The following is a 17,435-nucleotide window of genomic DNA, read 5'->3' on the forward strand; positions in this document are numbered from 1 at the left end:
GCAGGCACCTCCGGCGTTAATGCGGATTCGGCAGCGGCACGAAATTGATCGGATTCTCCTCGAGCTGAGGCGCCGGTTCCGTAAACCCGCCCGTGTTGAACAATTGGGCATTGGAAGCGATGGAACCCGCCGTCCCGACCTGCAGGACGGAGGAGTTCGCAACGCTGTCTACTCGAAGCTGGTGGATCGTGATCGTCTGATGAACCGTGAGATTCATTAGACGTTGACCCCGGTTGCGACTTCATTATTCGTGTTGTCCTGCACGTCGGGATCGCTCGTGTTCGTGGCGCTGACGGCATTGTTGGAGTTCGCCAGGCTGCCGGTCAGGAACGAACCGGATCCTGCGTACGTTTTGGAGGAACTCGACGGCGACAGCTGAACGGAATCGCCGAATTGCACGATGGCGCTTGAGCCGACGCTGATGACTTTGACGAAACCGACGATAGCGGGCATAACGCGTCACTCCTTAGTTGAAATTCAGCGAGCAGATGTTACATCTTATGCGGCATTCGCCCAGAGGTTACTTTTCCTGGGGAGCCGAGACAGTGGCCGACATTTGGGCTAACGCATATAGATGAAGCAGATGAATAGAGCGGAGGGACTGGATATGGCGTTGAATTGGGAGGAATTGGAGCAGTGGATGGAGAGGCAGCAGCTGCCCAAAGGGTTTGATATGTTCCGGCAGTCGGAGTGGATCGAGAATTACGTCCGCGGCATGATGAACAAGGCGATTCCGGCTGCCTCGTCGGCGCTTCAAGCGACGAACGCCAACGTCGTGGAGACGAAGCGTTTCGTCATCGTCACGTACCCGATCGGAGAAACGGTTAATCTGGCGGAGGTCCGTCTGCTGGCCAAAGAAGACCGTGTGAAGCTTAGCGGCCTGCCCGGCGGAGGGGATGAAACGATCCGTCTGCCAAAGCTGGTGCTGCCTAGAACATGCCAGGCGGAGTACGACGGAGCCGTGCTCAAAATCAAGCTGAGGAAACGGCCGCCGAGCAAAAAATCGCATATCGCGACGATTCAAGGTTTGTGATCCTGCATCCGTTCACGGAACTGTCACCGATTTGCCCGATCTTCCCATGGCCGGCGGCTGGCTAATCCGTCGAACGTTGGCTTATAATGCAAGTATAGATCTTGCATAGGGAGTGTTTTCCGTGACACTGGTGGATGTCAGTTCCATTTCGGCGGGCTTGTTCATTACAGGCGCGATTTTCATTATGTTGTTTTTCGGCTTGCTCAGTTTCGGCGTATTGAAAATGTTCGAACTGAAGTATCGCGCGGGTACGTTCAGCTTCGTCGGCGCGGTCGTGAGCGGCGTCGTGTTCGGCATTATTCTGAAAACATGGTATGTATGACGCCATGAACGTCTTATCGAACGCATGCAAAGTCGTTTTCGCTGCCTGAGATCCGGGTGCGAAGGCGACTTTTTTCGTTCCTGCCGGACGTTATGCGCCATTGGCCTAGAGCTGCGGATTATGCCTGGACGTCGAAAGAAATTTGTTTGTCCAAATCAGCCCGGCACGTTTAAAAATAGTCAATAATCCAAGTTGCCAGAACATAAGATGGAGTATAAGATAATGATATGAGAGAATATTCAGAACATTTCGTCAATGAATCCAAACGAAGGGAGGGATTGCCGATGAACAAGAGCTATGAAGTAGAGTATTGCAATTTAGAGCTGCGATTCGACCGCCGGCAAATCCAAAATCTCATTCGGGATTTGATCCAGGAGGGTTATTCGCTTTATTGGAGCGAAACAGAAGTTTATTTTCTCATCTCCGTACGAAGCGGCCGCAAACTGGTTAAACTTCGGTTTCAACGGATGCGCAACCGCTATAAAATCGTCGGCGATTATTTAATCAAGGATGAGAAGCTGTCGGATTTGCTGGAGAAGCTGATCAACGATTCACGAGGTCATGCAGTGGTCAAACGGTTCAAGGACAGACAGATCGTCATTGAAAGCATTATGTTTGGCGAAATCATAAGACTTGTGGAGGTGTCCGGCATGGAGCATCGGATCATTTATCAGAAGAAACCTTTTGTCACAGTGGAAGAAGTGATTCAGGCGTTTCAGTCGAAGAGAGCCGAAGAGCGTGCGTCCGTTCTCCGTTACGAACTTGATTACGAACTGTCCGTCCTCCACGAAGCGATTACCGAAGGGCGCGAAACCGACATGGCGCAGTCCAAAGAGAGGCTGCAATCCCTAAGAACTGAGATGATACAGCTTGAGCTTTGAAATACCAATAAGCGAAATCATTAAATAAACTCCCGGTGCTAAACGAACCGGGGGTTTATTTTGATTATATAAGCATTTGGAAGCAGGACGACGGCTGCCGAGAGAGCTCGGTAGCCGACATGCGAATTCCGGGTCCAAGGATGGAGCCCCGGAGGGAAGGATTGTGAACTAAGGCAGCAAGCCGCGTAGGACTGCCGACAGAAAGTGTGTCCGCGTCAGCGGACGAAAACGAGCCTTCCTCCAACGCAACTTCGAAGGCGGCCCCGCAGCAGGCACGCAAATTCCGGGTCCAGGGGCGGAGTCCCTGGGGTCCCCCTTAGGCAAGGGGGATTTAAGGGGTTGTGAAACGCTTTAGGGTTTGGCAAAAAATGCGCAACCAGCTCTAAAGAATCCTATACGTCTTAAATCAACAAAACAGACACCAAAAGCAGGCTAAAGAATCCACTACGTCTTATTGATGCGAAATTGATTGGGCAAGCAGGATCAAATGCCAAATAGCGCTGCTGAAGTTCGTTACGGTGCTAGAAGCAGCAATTAGGGGCAAATAGCGCCATCTCGATTCGTTAGCGCCGGTGGGATAAACTTCCAAACGGCTAGCGTCAACTAATTGCAGGCACCCAGTAAAGGAAGAACGCAAGCTGAAAGTGTGTCCGCGCCAGCGGACGAAAACGAGCCTTCCTCCAACGCAACTTCGAAGGCGGCCCCGCAGCAGGTACGCAAAATTCCGGGTCCAGGGACGGAGCCCCTGGGGTCCCCCTTAGGCAAGGGGGATTTAGGAGGTTGGGAAACGCATTAGGGGGTTGTGAAAATGTTTCAAAGGTTGTGAAACGCCTTAGGGTTTTGAAAATGTTTTAAAGGTGTCGTCAAAAGCTTTTCAAAAAGCAAATCGACATTTTTCTCCCCGACTAGTTTTCATTAGCGTTCAAAAAGAGTAAAATAGGAGTATTGTATGCGTATAGAGCCTCACGGCACGGCGCAATGCTTCAACACAATATCAGAGAAAAGGTGTGGAGAATTCTATGTCTAAGCAGCAAATCGGCGTTATCGGCCTTGCCGTCATGGGTAAGAACCTTGCGCTCAACATTGAAAGCAGAGGCTTTACGGTATCCGTATTCAACCGTTCGCGCGAGAAAACGGACGACTTGATGAAGGAAGCAGCTGGCAAAAACCTCGTCGGTACATACACAATCGAAGAATTCGTACAATCCCTTGAAGTACCTCGCAAAATCTTGATCATGGTTCAAGCAGGCGCAGGCACGGATGCGACGATCGACTCGCTCGTTCCGCTGCTCGACCAAGGCGATATCATCATCGACGGCGGCAACGCCTACTTCCCTGATACGGTTCGCCGCAGCAAAGACCTTGAAGGTCGCGGCATCCGCTTCATCGGCACCGGCGTTTCCGGCGGCGAAGAAGGCGCGCTGAAAGGACCGTCCATCATGCCTGGCGGTCAAGAATCGGCTTATAAACTCGTTGAACCGATTCTGACGGCAATTTCCGCTAAAGTCGGCGGCGACCCTTGCTGCACATACATCGGCCCGGACGGTGCCGGCCACTATGTGAAAATGGTTCACAACGGCATCGAGTACGGCGACATGCAGCTGATCTGCGAAGCTTACGACCTGCTCAGCCGCGTACTCGGCGTTAGCACGGAAGAGCTGCAATCCATCTTCACGGAATGGAACAAAGGCGAGCTCGACAGCTACCTGATCGAAATTACTGCAGACATTTTCTCCAAATACGATCCGGATACGAACAAACCGATGGTTGACGTTATCCTTGACTCCGCCGGCCAGAAGGGTACCGGTAAATGGACGAGCCAAAGCGCCCTGGATCTCGGCGTTCCGCTGTCGATCATTACGGAATCCGTATTCTCCAGGTTCTTGTCCGCGCTTAAGCAAGAACGCGTAGCAGCAAGCAAATTGCTGAAAGGACCGCAAGCGGCTCCATTCCAAGGCGACAAAGCGGCATTCATCGAAGCCGTTCGCAAAGCGCTGTTCGCGAGCAAAATTTGCTCTTACGCGCAAGGCTTCGCTCAAATGCGCGCGGCATCCGACGAGTACGGCTGGAACCTTCGCTACGGCGATATCGCGATGATCTTCCGCGGCGGCTGCATCATTCGCGCCGGCTTCCTGCAAAACATCAAAGATGCTTACGATCGCAATGCCGATCTGAGCAACCTGCTGCTTGACGAATACTTCAAAGAAATCGTGGAATCGTACCAAGGCGCATGGCGCGAAGTAATCGCAACGGCCGTGACGCAAGGCATTCCGGTACCGGCGTTCTCAAGCGCGCTGTCCTACTACGACAGCTACCGCACGGAGCGTCTTCCGGCGAACCTGCTGCAGGCGCAGCGTGACTACTTCGGCGCTCACACGTTCAAACGCGTGGACAAAGAAGGCACGTTCCACTTCAACTGGATTCAATCGTAAGACCGGCTATCAATTCCTGCAGGTACAGGCGCAGCCGGTCGGCTTCAGGGCCGCATCCGTTGCGCTGCTTCAGCAGGAGCAAGGAAGCTTCCGCGAAGCTTTGAAATTTTCTTAATAAGAGTGGCTGGGGGAGACCGTGCAATTCGGGTGCTTCGTCAGCCATTTTCTTTTTCACGAATTCGAGCGTCCAGATGACGTCCTCGCGGGACAAAGGGTAATCGGGATCGTTGATGCGGTTGACGCGATATAGAGCGGAGAAGGGTTCAGGCATGGAAGCCATGAAATTCACTCCTTTCAAAGTAAGCACCAGTACTATCAACTCTACGGTAGAAACAAGTTTTTTATACCCGTGTATCTCTAATAATGCTATAATCATGAAACATGTTTATCGTGTAAAGACGTAAGGGAAGGTGTCAATCATGAGCGACAATAAGCCGCTGCAGCATGTGGTACTCATCGGTTTCATGGGCACGGGCAAATCCACGGTCGGCAAACAACTCGCGAGACGGCTGGGCTGCTCGACCTGCGACGTGGATGCCGAAATCGTGAAGCGCGAAGGAGAAGAGATCGCCTCCATCTTCTCGAGCCGGGGCGAGAACGCCTTCCGGGCCGCGGAGACGGAAGCATTGGAAGCCGTGCTGAGTACGCGGGACACGCTTGTCGTCGCGACAGGCGGCGGGGCTGTGCTTGCGCCGGCCAATCGCGAGCTCATGATGAAGAACGGATTTGTCGTGGCGCTTACGGCGGATCCCGAGCAATTGATCGCGCGCGTCAGCCAAGATCCGGACCGGCCGCTGCTCGAGGGCAACGTTCGGGAACGCGTCTATAAGCTGCTCGAAGACCGGAAGCATGCCTATGATTTTGCACACTTGACGATCGATACGACGACCCTCGCCGTCGAAGAGGTCGTGGAACGAATCGCGCAAGCCATGATCCGCTAGAGCCTGTCCGGACGGAATTGCTTTCGCGCATTCGTTCGGCCGTTTCCATCGGACGGATTCTTATCAGCCAATATTCCATTAATGAAGGGGATCTACGCAACTATGGACGTTCTTGTTACTCCTACACCAAGACTGCAAGGCGAGCTTCAAGCGCTATCTTCGAAAAACTACACGACCCGTTACCTGTTGGTCGCGGCGCTTGCGGAAGGCACAAGCACGATTTATTACCCGGCTCACAGCGAAGACAGCGATGCGATGCGCCGCTGCATCCGCGATTTGGGTGCAGTAATCGAAGAAGACGAAGAGAAAATCACGATTACCGGCTTCGGCGCGAACCCGCGCGACGTGAAAGAGCTTGACGTCGGCAACGCAGGCGCCGTATTGCGTTTTCTTATGGCGATCGCGGCCCTGGCACCGGATGTCACGTTCATTAACCGCTACCCGGATTCCCTTGGCAAACGCCCGCATGACGATCTGATCGATGCACTCGGTCAAATCGGCGTGGACGTACAGCACAACGCCGGCAAACTGCCGATCACGATCCACGGCGGCGCGGCCAAAGGCGGAAAAATCCAAGTATCCGGCAATGTCAGCTCTCAGTTCCTGAGCGCGCTCCTCTTCCTGACGCCGCTGCTGCAAGAAGACAGCGAGATCGAAGTGCTGCATGATTTGAAATCCAAAGTCGTCGTCGGCCAGACGCTGGAAGTGCTGGAGCAGGCGGGCATCGTTATCGAAGCGAGCGAGGACCTGATGCGCTACCGCGTGAAGGGCGGACAGAAATACGCGGCCAAAGAATATATCGTGCAAGGCGACTACCCGGGCTCCGCGGCCGTGCTCGCGGCGGCTGCCGTCACGCAATCGGACGTGAAGCTGCATCGTCTAATGGAGAACAGCAAGCAGGGCGAGCGAGCGATCGTAGACGTGCTGCGGATGATGGAAGTTCCGCTGACGCATGACAACGGCGTCGTTCACGTGCAAGGCAACGGCAAGCTGAAAGCATTGGAGTTCGACGGCGACAAAGCGACGGACGCCGTGCTGGCCATGGTTGCCGCAGCTGTATTCGCCGAAGGCACGTCCCGTTTCTACGACGTCGAGAACCTTCGTTTCAAAGAATGCGACCGGATTACCGATTACTTGAACGAGCTTCGCAAAGCAGGCGCCAACGTAGAAGAGCGCCGCAGTGAAATCATCGTGCATGGACGTCCGGAAGGCGTCGAAGGCGGCGTGGACATTATCGCGCATTACGATCACCGCGTAATCATGGCGCTGACCGTTGTCGGTCTCCGCGCGAAAGCGCCGATCCGCATTCACGATGCGCATCACGTGGCCAAATCCTACCCGATCTTCTTCGACCACATGAAGGCGCTTGGCGCGAACGTGGAATGGGTGGAATCCAAGTAAGGCAAGCTAAGCTAATATGCGTTTGGCCGTTATGACTTTTCTAAGAGGAAGGATGGATATCGGATGGCGTTCTCAAACCCTTCGCGGGATGAAATCAAGCGGATTTTAGAGGCATCGAACACGATAGCTGTCGTCGGCTTGTCCGACAATCCGGAGCGTACCTCCCATATGGTGTCAGAGGCGATGCAGGCTAAAGGCTACCGGATCGTTCCCGTCAATCCGAATGCACAGGCGATTCTCGGGGAAACGAGCTACCCGTCGCTGCGGGATATTCCGTTTCCCGTCGACATTGTCAACGTGTTTCGCCGCAGCGAGCACACGCCTCCCATTGCGCAGGAAGCAGCCGAGATCGGGGCCAAGACGCTTTGGCTTCAACTCGGCGTCGAAAGCGAGGAGGCGGCGGCGATCGCGGAACAGGCCGGATTGCAGGTTATCATGGACCGCTGCATTAAGGTCGAGGATGCCATCCTGATGCCGCAAGGCAAATCCAGATCCTAACAAACATAAAAACGCGTCGTCTCTCCAACAATAAAGGAGGCTTTCGAGGGCTAAAGCTTTGAAGCGGAAGCCCCGTGGCCAATCCATGAATTCTAGGAGGACAACACAACGATGAATCAATTTGGACAGCAAGGCTTTAATGGAAATGCGAACGGAATGGGCCAACAGAACCGTTATCAGCCTTCAGGCTACGTGCAATCCCATTATCAAGGCATTTCTAAGCAAGCCGGCAGTATTGCCGCGCAGTCCAATACCGGACCGGTCATTTCTCAATTGGGTTATTCGAACAACCAAGGATATGGCCAAAGCTCCTCTGGGAATTCTTACTCGTCGCACAGCAATAGCAACGCGCAGCCTGTATTATCCCACTTTGGCGGAAGCTCCGCGAATCAGTCCTCGCAGCCCGTCATTTCGCACTACGGCGGCTATCAAGCGCAGAACTCGCAGCAATCGCAGCCGTACCAATCGTCGGCTAGCTACATGAATCAATCGAACATGGGCAGCAGCTCGTACAATGCGAATTCCCAACCGGTCATTTCGCACTTTGGGGGCTATCAGGCGCAACAATCGCAGCAATCGCAGCACCTGCAACAATCGCAGCCTCACCAATCTTCCATGTCTTACGGCCAGCAGCAGTCGCAACCGGTTATTTCGCACTTCGGCGGCTATCAAGCACAGAATGCGCAGAACCAAGGCGGCTACGGCATGAGCGGCAGTGCTCACGGCGCGACCAACTACACGAGTCAATTGGGCAACAATCCTGTACTGCAAAGCAACGGATATGCCAACCAAGGCACGGTCATTTCTCAGACGGGATATTCGACAAGCGGCCAAGGCCAAACAAGCAGCGGCATGATGAACAGCAGCCAACAACGCTACTAGAACAAGACTTGTCCATACAGAGACGATTCGAAGACGGCGGACCTTGCGGCCCGCCGTTTTCTTTTTGACAATAGAAGGGGAAACCCTTACGATCAAATCAGGCAAAATAGGTCACAACGGCTGCAAGCGTTTTATATAGAGAGGGGGAAGCTTATGAACATTATGGGTCATTTGCAGCAGCTTGGGCGCTCGTTGATGCTTCCGACCATCGTCTTGCCCGCGGCTGCGGTATTCCTTAGTCTCAGCGCGCTGCCATGGGATTCACTCGGCATGCCGAGCATACATACGCATTTGCTGACGGCGGGACAGACGCTCTTCACATTCCTGCCTTACTTGTTCGCGTTCGGCGTGGCGATGGGAATGACCAGCAACTCCGGAACGGCGGGCCTAGCGGCGATCGCGGGGATGTTTATTTATACCAGCATTATTAATGCCAGTCATTACGAACTGGAACCGACCGTGTTCACGGGCGTCATTATCGGGATTGTGACGAGTATATTGAACGAGAAATTCAAGTCGATCAAGCTTCCCGAATACATTCAATTTTTCGGCGGACCGCGGTTTGTTCCGCTCATCGTCAGCGTATTCTCGACCTTATGGGCCATCATCATGGTGCAGATCGCGCCGGGCATACATAACGCATTGATGGAGCTTGGCGACGTCGTGAACTCGGGCGGCGGGTTCGGCGTGTTTCTATTCGGATTCGTGCTGCGGATTCTGGTCGTATTCGGTCTGCACCACTTGGTCAGCCATGTATTCTGGTTTCAGGTCGGCGGCTTCCAAGCGCCCGACGGACATATGGTGTTCGGCGATTTGCCGCGGTTCTTCGCCGGCGATCCGACGGCTGGCGGGTTTATGGCCGGCCTGTATCCGACGATGATGTTCGCGCTTCCCGCGATCGCTTTCGCCATTATTCACGAAGCGCGCGAGGACTTGAAGCCGATGATCCGCAAGACGTTCATGACCGCCGCACTGGCTTCTTTTTTAACGGGCGTGACGGAACCGATTGAATTTGCGTTTTTATTTGTAGCGCCGTACTTGTTCGTCGTTCATGCGCTGCTTTCCGGACTGATGATGTGGCTGACGTACGAGCTCGGCATACGAACGGGTTTTTCGTTCTCGGCAGGTGCCATCGATTTTCTGATCAATGAGCATTTGGCTACCCGAGGCTGGCTGATCATTCCGATCGGTCTATTATTCGGTCTGATTTATTACTTCATGTTCCGCTGGGCGATTCGCAGGTTCCGCATTCCGACGCCGGGCCGCGAGGAAGGTTCGCAGCTCGATGAATGGGCGGGCGATATCCCATATCGCGCGCCGCTTATTCTGCAAGCGATCGGCGGCAAGGAGAACATCATCCAGATGGAGGCGTGCATCACCCGGCTGCGGCTCAAGGTAGGCAGCGACAAGCTGATCGATAACAACGCGCTCAAGCATCTCGGCGCGGCAGGCGTGATTCGACTCGGCGGGGGCAACGTCCAAATCGTGTTCGGCACGTACTCCGAGCTGATCCGGGAGGAAATGAACAAAGCGATTCGCAGGGACATTTCCAGGGTGCTCTTCTGTTCCCCGGTTCAGGGCCGGATGATGCCGCTCAGCGAAGTACCCGATCCGATATTCGCGGGCAAGCTCGTCGGCGATGGCGTCGCGTTCATGCCGGATAAGGGCGAGCTTGTGTCTCCGGTGCTAGGCAAGGTCATACACGTCTATCCGTCGATGCACGCGATCGGCATTCGAACGCCCGACGGGCTCGAAGTGCTGCTGCACATCGGCATCGATACGTCGCAGTTGAAAGGACATGGTTTCTCCGCGGTCGTGAAGGAAGGCGATCAGGTGAAGCCCGGCCAGCTGCTTATCACCTTCGATATGCAGAAAATCCGTAAAGGAAGCAAGTCGCTCGCGACGCCGATGGTCATCACGAATTCGGACCGCGTCAGCTCATGGAGCTTCGCTCCGTTCAAGAGCGTGAAGCGCGGGCAGGCTTCCGTCATGTCTGTCGTTCTAAAAGAGAGAAGCGGTGGAGGGGAAACAGCGTGATTCAAGGTATTGGAGCATCATCTGGCATCGCGATTGGCAAAGCGTTCGTGCTTCCGAATTGGGAATGGGATCTGCCGGAGCAGAAAATCGACGTAGGCGATTTGGCACGCGAATTCGACCGGCTATACGAAGGGATCCGGACATCGAAGGTCGAGATCGAACAAATGAAGGATGAGCTGCGCGAAGCGGTGGGCCCGGAGGAAAGCTATATTTTCGACGCCCATCTCGCTATTCTGGACGATCCTGTCTTCATGAATGAAATTCAGGGGATTATCCAGCGTCAATACAAAGCGGCTGAAGTGGCGGTCAAGGAAGCGATCGATCATTTCGTTACCATGTTCGACCTTCTGGATGACGAATATATGAAGGAGCGCGCCCTCGATATCAAGGATGTCGGGAATCGGCTGCTCAAACATCTGCTCGGTGCTCCGGAAATTACGCTGCCCTCCGATACGCAGCCGTTCATTCTGATCGCCAAGGAACTGTCGCCGTCGCAGCTCGCGCATTTGAACCCCAGCCATGTGCTCGGAATCGCGACGCTGGCCGGCAGTACGATCTCGCATTCTTCCATCATGGCAAGGGCGCTCGGCGTTCCGCTCGTCGTCGGCATCGAATCGAAGCTGGAGGAGACGATCCAGACCGGCGATATGCTTATCATCGACGGCGGACTCGGCATCGTGCATCTTCATCCGGAACAGCCGCTTATCGATCTGTATACGGGCAAGCAGATCATGCAGTCGGAGAAGAAGCAGCAGCTGAAGGGAATCATCAGCTTCAAGCCGGTCACCCAAGACGGCAAGGAGATGGAGTTAAGCGCGAATATCAGCTCGCTGAAGGAGCTGAATGTCGCCCTGAACAGCGGTGCGAATGGCGTCGGCTTGTTCCGTACGGAGTTTCTGTACATGGACCGCAGCCGTCTGCCGCGCGAGGAAGAGCAGGTCGAGGTGTATCGGAGCGTTGCGGAGAAGCTGCACCCCAAACCGCTTATCATTCGGACGTTGGATATCGGCGGCGACAAGCAGCTGGATTATTTCGAACTGCCGGAAGAAGACAATCCGTTCCTCGGTTACCGCGCGATTCGAATCTGTCTCGACAAGACGGATTTGTTCAAGACGCAGCTGCGGGCGATTTTGCGTGCCAGCCATTGCGGCAACGTGAAGATCATGTATCCGCTGATCTCCTCCGTCGACGAGGTGCGGGCTGCGAACAAGCTGCTTCAGGCATGCAAAGACGAGCTTCGCGCCGAAGGCGTTCCTTTCTCGGAAGAAATTGAAGTCGGCATTATGATTGAGCTGCCGGCCGCCGTTGTCATTGCCGATATGCTGGCCGAGGAAGTCGATTTCTTTAGTATCGGCACCAATGATTTGATTCAATTCACGCTGGCGGTCGATCGGATGAACGAACAAATTTCCCATTTGTACGAACCGTTCCATCCTTCGGTGCTGCGGATGATCAAGCTGACCGTCGAAGCGGCGAAACGCAAAGGGGTTCATGTTGGCGTGTGCGGCGAAATGGCCGGGGATCTGAAGGCACTGCCCATCTGGCTGGCGCTGGACGTTGACGAGCTCAGCATGTCGGCGCATTCCATCCTGCCCGTGAAAGAACGGCTGTTGGCGCTGCGGCAGCAAGAAGCCCGCAAGTTGTTCGACCGTCTCTTAACCTGCAGCACAAGCGCGGAAATCCATGCTCTCCTTGAGCTGAAACCATCGGAAGAACAGAAGGCGGAAGCTTATCCGGATGTGTACAGAAGCTCCTGACGGAGAATGGGATTACAAGAAATGATCGTCGCCGCCCATAAGCTGCACGGTGATCAATAGACGAAGAAGGGCGGCAAACCTGAGGTTTGCCGCCCTAATTATCGGTAGGTGATTCGTCGTTCGTTGCTGTTAGCCGCCGCGAAGCGCGTCGACGAACGCTTTGGCATAGGGCGGCAAATCCGGCGGACGTCGTGCCGAGATGAGGTTTCCGTCAACGACGACCGGTTCATCGAACCATTCGGCGCCGGCGTTCTCCATGTCATCGCGAATGCCCGGCGTGGAGGTCACTTTGCGGCCGTTCAGTATTTTGGCGGAAACGAGCACCCAGCCGGCGTGGCAGATTTGGCCGATCGGCTTGGCTGCCGCGTCCATTTCCTGCACGAGCCGAAGCACCTTCGGATAGCGGCGGATCTTGTCCGGCGCCCAACCTCCGGGAACGAGCAAGCCGTCGATCGCGGCGCTGTCCATCTCATCGTAGGCGATATCGGCCGTTGCGGGCACGCCGTATTTGCCGATGTGCGTGCGGCCTTTCTCCGGCCCGGCGAACAGTACGGTCGCTCCTTCTTCGCGGACTCTGTAAACCGGATACCATAATTCGAGATCCTCGAATTCATCGTCAAGCAGACAAATGATCGTTTTACCTTGCAGCGACATAGCTATTCCTCCTTCTGACTAACTGTATTCAAACACTAGTACCCATTTTAAACGAAGGTGATTCCATGAAGCAAACCATGATACGGCGTTTTGCCCTTCTTCCGGCCGTCCTGATGATGCTGGCGATCTTCTGGCTGTCCTCGCGAACGAGCAATGAGCTGAATTCCGTGCTGCCTTGGTTTCAAGAGCTGTTTCCGTCCATGTCGAACTTCGATTGGGGACATTTCATCGCTTACTTCGCGTTAGGCTTGTCCTATGCTTACGGCTTCGGACGGCACGCCGGACGACCGTCCGTGAAAGCGTTCATCATCCTGTTATGCGTCGTATACGGACTGACGGATGAATACCATCAATCGTTTGTCGCAGGGCGCACGCCTGACCTCTCGGACCTCCTTCATGACGGTATCGGCGCTGGCCTGGCCATGCTGCTGCTGACGATTCCGCAGGTGTTCAAACTGTGGAGAAAGCTGGCTGTTTAATCCGTTAGATGCAAAAATTACAACCTGTGCGGAAGAAGGACTTTACTGCAAAAAGTCGAATACCTTTAACGTCGAGCTACGCCTGAGAAAACCGCTGTACCAGATGCGTTTCCCAGGCTGTGCTTCTTTGAGGAGAAGGAGTGGACCATTTTGCAAAAGCGCTGTTCTTGCGGCGATACCATGCCAATGAAGCTGCGTACCGTCATTTATTCCAACAAGGTTGAAATCGATAATGTTCCGATTTACTCTTGCCCTTCCTGCAACCGCAGCGAGGTGTTTCCCGAAGTAAAGCCGGACTTGACTGGACTGATTGGTAAACTAGGTGCCCAGCCCGTAAAACAAACCTTTTTGTTTAACGAATGGAATGAATGGGCAAAGCTGTTAGTAGAAGCTTATCATGACCATAAACATTCCGATCCCGCAATCGTGAGACGGATGACTGAAGAACGGATCGACATGCTTCTTGACCTCTTGTCGGTCGCGCGGACAGCCGGGGACGATGAGTGGGTGGCTGATATACATAAGCGGCTGACGCAATTGAGCAGAAGCATGCTTCAATACGGTTAACAAAGGGTGTGACGGAATGGAAATGCCGATTCCGCTTGCGACCATCGCCGATTGGGAAGACGCTTTCAGCGAATCCTTCAGCCAGCCGGTGCTGGTGTTCAAACACAGTACGCAATGTTCAATCAGCAGCGGCGCTTACGATGAATTATCGAATTGGCTGGAGGACGCGAAAGCGTTATCCTTGAAGCCTGTCATGGTGCTCGTCCCGGAAAATCGAATCGCAGCCTATGCGATTGCGGAGCAATTGCAACTGAAGCATGAATCGCCCCAACTGATTATGGTGGATGGCGGCAAGGTGTCTTGGCACGCTTCGCACTGGCGGATTACCTACTCAACATTAGACGAGCATCTCGGCACGCATTGCGAAAAGTAATATTTTGTCGTATGATTAACGATAAAGTGTTATGGGGCGAGAGAAAAATTTGAACTAATGGAGAGAAGGACTGTGACGGTAACCATTTATGATGTAGCAAGAGAAGCAGGCGTGTCCATGGCAACTGTGTCGCGGGTCGTCAATAACAATCCAAACGTTAAACCTCAAACACGCAAGAAAGTATTCGAAGCCATTGAACGTCTTGGCTATCGTCCGAATGCGGTAGCGCGTGGTTTAGCAAGCAAGAAAACAACAACCGTCGGCGTAGTCATTCCCGACATTTCCAATGCGATCTTCGCAGAAGTAGCGCGCGGAATCGAAGATATCGCAAATATGTATCACTATAATATTATTTTGTGTAACGCGGATAAGAAGAAAGATAAAGAGATTCGCGTTATTAATACGCTTCTGGAGAAGCAAGTCGACGGCCTCCTGTTCATGGGCGGCGCGGTAACGGAAGACCATCTGCAGGCATTCAAGACAGCCAACGTGCCGATCGTGCTCTGCGCGACGACCGACGAGAACGGCTCGATCCCTTCCGTTGACATCGATCATGAAGCAGCGGCGTTCGATGCCGTGCAAACGCTGATCAAGAACGGCCATCGTTCGATCGCCATGATCGGCGGCACTTTGCAGGATCCGGCGAACGGTTACGCGCGTTTCCAAGGCTATAAGCGCGCGCTGGAAACGGCGGGAATTCCGTACGACGAGAACATGGTTCGGATCGGCAACTATCGTTATGAATCCGGAGCCGATGCGATGAAATACTTCTTGGAGCTGCCGTCCCGTCCGACCGCAGTATTTTCTGCGACGGACGAAATGGCAATTGGCGCGATTCACTGCATCCAGGACGCGGGCTTGAAAGTACCGGGCGATATTTCGGTCATCAGCGTGGATAACAGCCGCATGGCATCCATGGTAAGACCTCAATTGACCGCGGTAGCGCAGCCGATGTACGATATCGGAGCGGTATCGATGCGGCTTCTGACGAAGCTGATGAAGAAAGAAACGGTTGAGAATCCGAGAGTCGTACTGCCGTACGAAATCGTTACGCGTCAATCGGTTGGGAGTATCTAATGACAGCAGCTTATAGCAAGATCGGCATCATCGGTGCCATGGTTGAAGAAATCGAGCTGCTTCACAAGCATGTCGAGAAGACAAGCTCGTTCGTGAAAGCAGGGATTGAATACACGGAAGGCAGCCTTCACGGCCGTCAAGTCGTGTTCTGCAAATCCGGCGTCGGCAAAGTGAATGCAGCGGTTTGCACGCAGCTGCTGATCGATGCAGGCGTGGATTGCGTGCTGTTTACGGGAGTCGCAGGCGCTGTATCACCGAGCTTGAACATCGGCGATATCGTCATTTCGACCTCGTGCCTGCAGCATGATATGGATGTGAGACCGCTCGGATTCGCAAGAGGGCAGATCCCGTTTCAAGAGACATGGGATTTCCGAGCCGCTTCCGATCTCGTCGAGCTTGCGGGCAGCGTAAGCGAGCATCTGTTTCCAGGACGCACGATGAAAGGCAAAGTGCTCTCCGGCGATCAATTCATCGCTTCCCGCGATGTTGTTCGGGAGTTGTACGAGGAGCTTGACGGAGCTTGCACCGAAATGGAAGGCGCTTCGCTCGCTCAGGTTTGCGCGATGAACGGTGTACCGTTTGTCGTCATCCGCTCCATGTCGGACAAAGCAGACGGATCGGCGCATGTGAATTTCGCCGAGTTCACCGTTCAGGCATCCATTAATTCGCATGCGATCATCGAAGGCATGCTTCAACGACTGTAAGCAGCGAGCTTGCTCGCCGAGCAGTATGTTGAAGGCGGTCGCAGATGAATGACAAGTGGCAGCTTTCTCGCTCTTCCTTTACGGAAGGCGAGAGGCTGCCTCTTTGTTTTGTCCTATTGTCTTCGTATGTCATTGAATCATCTGCTCAGCGATAACTTACCGTCAACTCCGGCCGATCGGTCAGAGCTGTTGGAGGACGATGGAGATGATTTCCGCATTACGGGCTGCGATTTCTTGCCGGCGCGGCATGGGCTGCCAGGATGCAAGCTCATCCAGCCAGCTGTTTGGCAGGGCTTCCTCGGCCATCGGCTGCCAATGCTTCTGCCATTGCTCGGGAAGCGGCTCATTCGCGTCGCTGTCGCTTAACCGGGCAATCAGGGGATGATCCGTCATGGCAAGCCATACGAACGCCCAGGCACGCGGTACGACGCGCCAAATGTCATACCCGCCGCCGCCGAGCGCTATCCATTTGCCATCCGTATGCTTGTGGGCGAGTTCATGAATGATCGCCGGCATGGACTGATAAATACGCATGCTGCAATGGATGTGCGAGAGCGGATCGAAGGCATGCGCATCGCAGCCATGCTGGCTGACGATCACATCGGGTTTAAAGAAAGCGGCTGCGCGCTCGACGGTCGAACGGAAGCTTTCCAGCCAGGAGTCATCCTCGGTGTACGGCTCAAGCGGGACATTGATCGACGTGCCGAAACCGGCATCCATGCCGCGCTCGGTCACGAAGCCCGTTCCAGGAAACAAATACTTGCCTGTCTCGTGAATGGAATAGGTGCATACTTCGGGATCGGCATAGAACGTCCATTGGACGCCGTCGCCGTGATGAACGTCCGTATCGATATAAAGCACGCGAGCGCCATATTGCTGCCGTATATGAGCGATGGCGATCGCGGCGTCATTATAGACGCAGAAGCCTGATCCGCGGTCCGGAAAAGCATGATGCAGTCCGCCTGCCATATGATAGGCATGCCGGGCTTGTCCGTTCATGACGACGTCCGCGGCCAAGACAGAGCCGCCTGCGATACCGGCCGCAGCCTCGTGCATGCCGGGAAAATAGGGGGTGTCTTCGGTACTCAGTCCATACTTGTCCGCTTTTGCGACGGCATCGCGATCGGGGGTCGGCACACTGAGACTGCGAACGGTTTCTATGTAGTCCGGCCGATGAACGAGCTGCAATAACTCATCGTCCGCCATCGAAGCTTGCATCATATAAGCAGGGTCAAGCGCTCCCGCGGATTCCAGCAAATGCTTGGCAAGCGACAGCCGGATCGGGTTGAAAGGATGCTCTAGATTGAATTTATAGCGTTCTGCTTCGGGAGAATAGATATATACGGCATTGGCCGTCATGCTGTTCAACTGCCCCTTCCTGCAAATGCTTTACCTGC

20 protein-coding genes are annotated in these 17,435 nt (G+C 54.2%); 15 read left to right on the top strand and 5 right to left on the bottom strand.

Going from position 1 to position 17,435, the window contains the following annotated elements:
* Positions 1-16: 16 nt before the first annotated feature.
* Both GZH47_RS28500 and GZH47_RS28505 read right to left on the bottom strand, forming a co-directional pair.
* Positions 17-217 carry a spore germination protein GerPB gene (locus GZH47_RS28500; protein WP_162644336.1) on the bottom strand — a complete coding sequence of 67 codons (201 nt, stop codon included), beginning with the start codon at positions 215-217 and terminating at the stop codon, positions 17-19.
* Positions 217-453, bottom strand: a complete 237-nt coding sequence (locus tag GZH47_RS28505; RefSeq protein WP_162644337.1) for a spore germination protein — start codon at positions 451-453, stop codon at positions 217-219. The genes GZH47_RS28500 and GZH47_RS28505 overlap by 1 nt, the downstream gene beginning before the upstream one ends.
* Positions 454-607: 154 nt before the next feature.
* On the opposite strand from GZH47_RS28505, the gene GZH47_RS28510 reads away from it, so the two are divergent.
* The 4 genes from GZH47_RS28510 (at position 608) to gndA (ending at position 4,668) form a co-directional block, all read left to right on the top strand.
* The gene (locus GZH47_RS28510; RefSeq protein WP_162644338.1) at positions 608-1,033 is read left to right on the top strand and encodes a hypothetical protein; all 426 of its coding nucleotides are present in this window, start codon (positions 608-610) and stop codon (positions 1,031-1,033) included.
* Between the two features lie 121 nt (positions 1,034-1,154).
* Positions 1,155-1,355 (top strand): hypothetical protein, encoded by a 201-nt coding sequence (locus GZH47_RS28515; protein ID WP_162644339.1) that lies wholly within the window; start codon positions 1,155-1,157, stop codon positions 1,353-1,355.
* Positions 1,356-1,639: 284 nt separating this feature from the next.
* Positions 1,640-2,236: a hypothetical protein gene (locus GZH47_RS28520; RefSeq protein ID WP_162358324.1), complete on the top strand. Its 597-nt coding sequence runs from the start codon at positions 1,640-1,642 to the stop codon at positions 2,234-2,236.
* Positions 2,237-3,255: 1,019 nt separating this feature from the next.
* Positions 3,256-4,668: an NADP-dependent phosphogluconate dehydrogenase gene (gene gndA, locus GZH47_RS28525; RefSeq protein ID WP_162644340.1), complete on the top strand. Its 1,413-nt coding sequence runs from the start codon at positions 3,256-3,258 to the stop codon at positions 4,666-4,668.
* Here the strand turns inward: gndA and GZH47_RS28530 are convergent.
* The gene (locus tag GZH47_RS28530; protein ID WP_225446255.1) at positions 4,649-5,044 is read right to left on the bottom strand and encodes a hypothetical protein; all 396 of its coding nucleotides are present in this window, start codon (positions 5,042-5,044) and stop codon (positions 4,649-4,651) included. The two genes, gndA and GZH47_RS28530, sit on opposite strands and share 20 nt — an antisense overlap.
* Before the next feature lie 43 nt (positions 5,045-5,087).
* Here GZH47_RS28530 and GZH47_RS28535 point away from each other — a divergent pair, with 43 nt between their 5' ends.
* From GZH47_RS28535 to ptsP, 6 genes are all read left to right on the top strand, one after another.
* Positions 5,088-5,609, top strand: a complete 522-nt coding sequence (locus tag GZH47_RS28535; RefSeq protein ID WP_162644341.1) for a shikimate kinase — start codon at positions 5,088-5,090, stop codon at positions 5,607-5,609.
* Between the two features lie 102 nt (positions 5,610-5,711).
* Positions 5,712-7,010, top strand: coding sequence for a 3-phosphoshikimate 1-carboxyvinyltransferase (gene aroA / locus GZH47_RS28540; protein ID WP_162644342.1), 1,299 nt, complete (start codon positions 5,712-5,714; stop codon positions 7,008-7,010).
* A 63-nt stretch (positions 7,011-7,073) separates the two neighbouring features.
* Positions 7,074-7,508 carry a CoA-binding protein gene (locus GZH47_RS28545; protein WP_162644343.1) on the top strand — a complete coding sequence of 145 codons (435 nt, stop codon included), beginning with the start codon at positions 7,074-7,076 and terminating at the stop codon, positions 7,506-7,508.
* A 111-nt stretch (positions 7,509-7,619) separates the two neighbouring features.
* Positions 7,620-8,390 carry a hypothetical protein gene (locus GZH47_RS28550; RefSeq protein ID WP_162644344.1) on the top strand — a complete coding sequence of 257 codons (771 nt, stop codon included), beginning with the start codon at positions 7,620-7,622 and terminating at the stop codon, positions 8,388-8,390.
* Positions 8,391-8,543: 153 nt separating this feature from the next.
* The gene (locus GZH47_RS28555; protein WP_162644345.1) at positions 8,544-10,427 is read left to right on the top strand and encodes a glucose PTS transporter subunit IIA; all 1,884 of its coding nucleotides are present in this window, start codon (positions 8,544-8,546) and stop codon (positions 10,425-10,427) included.
* Positions 10,424-12,184 carry a phosphoenolpyruvate--protein phosphotransferase gene (gene ptsP, locus GZH47_RS28560; protein WP_162644346.1) on the top strand — a complete coding sequence of 587 codons (1,761 nt, stop codon included), beginning with the start codon at positions 10,424-10,426 and terminating at the stop codon, positions 12,182-12,184. Before GZH47_RS28555 ends, ptsP begins: the two co-directional genes overlap by 4 nt.
* Positions 12,185-12,313: 129 nt before the next feature.
* Here ptsP and GZH47_RS28565 read toward each other — a convergent pair whose 3' ends face one another.
* On the bottom strand, positions 12,314-12,838 hold the full coding sequence (locus tag GZH47_RS28565) for a type 1 glutamine amidotransferase domain-containing protein (protein ID WP_162644347.1): 525 nt from the start codon (positions 12,836-12,838) through the stop codon (positions 12,314-12,316).
* Between the two features lie 65 nt (positions 12,839-12,903).
* On the opposite strand from GZH47_RS28565, the gene GZH47_RS28570 reads away from it, so the two are divergent.
* The 5 genes from GZH47_RS28570 to GZH47_RS28590 all read left to right on the top strand — a co-directional run bounded on the left by GZH47_RS28570 (position 12,904) and on the right by GZH47_RS28590 (position 16,038).
* Positions 12,904-13,317: a VanZ family protein gene (locus tag GZH47_RS28570; protein WP_162644348.1), complete on the top strand. Its 414-nt coding sequence runs from the start codon at positions 12,904-12,906 to the stop codon at positions 13,315-13,317.
* Between the two features lie 150 nt (positions 13,318-13,467).
* Positions 13,468-13,884: a hypothetical protein gene (locus tag GZH47_RS28575; RefSeq protein ID WP_162644349.1), complete on the top strand. Its 417-nt coding sequence runs from the start codon at positions 13,468-13,470 to the stop codon at positions 13,882-13,884.
* A 16-nt stretch (positions 13,885-13,900) separates the two neighbouring features.
* Positions 13,901-14,257 carry a bacillithiol system redox-active protein YtxJ gene (gene ytxJ, locus GZH47_RS28580; protein WP_162644350.1) on the top strand — a complete coding sequence of 119 codons (357 nt, stop codon included), beginning with the start codon at positions 13,901-13,903 and terminating at the stop codon, positions 14,255-14,257.
* 72 nt (positions 14,258-14,329) lie between these two features.
* Positions 14,330-15,334: a catabolite control protein A gene (gene ccpA / locus GZH47_RS28585; protein ID WP_162644351.1), complete on the top strand. Its 1,005-nt coding sequence runs from the start codon at positions 14,330-14,332 to the stop codon at positions 15,332-15,334.
* Complete coding sequence (locus GZH47_RS28590) at positions 15,334-16,038, top strand: 5'-methylthioadenosine/adenosylhomocysteine nucleosidase (protein WP_162644352.1); 705 nt, start codon at positions 15,334-15,336, stop codon at positions 16,036-16,038. The genes ccpA and GZH47_RS28590 overlap by 1 nt, the downstream gene beginning before the upstream one ends.
* Positions 16,039-16,218: 180 nt before the next feature.
* Here GZH47_RS28590 and GZH47_RS28595 read toward each other — a convergent pair whose 3' ends face one another.
* Positions 16,219-17,397: an acetoin utilization protein AcuC gene (locus GZH47_RS28595; RefSeq protein ID WP_162645493.1), complete on the bottom strand. Its 1,179-nt coding sequence runs from the start codon at positions 17,395-17,397 to the stop codon at positions 16,219-16,221.
* Positions 17,398-17,435: the final 38 nt, after the last annotated feature.

It is taken from the genome of Paenibacillus rhizovicinus, assembly GCF_010365285.1.
Taxonomy (GTDB): domain Bacteria; phylum Bacillota; class Bacilli; order Paenibacillales; family Paenibacillaceae; genus Paenibacillus_Z; species Paenibacillus_Z rhizovicinus.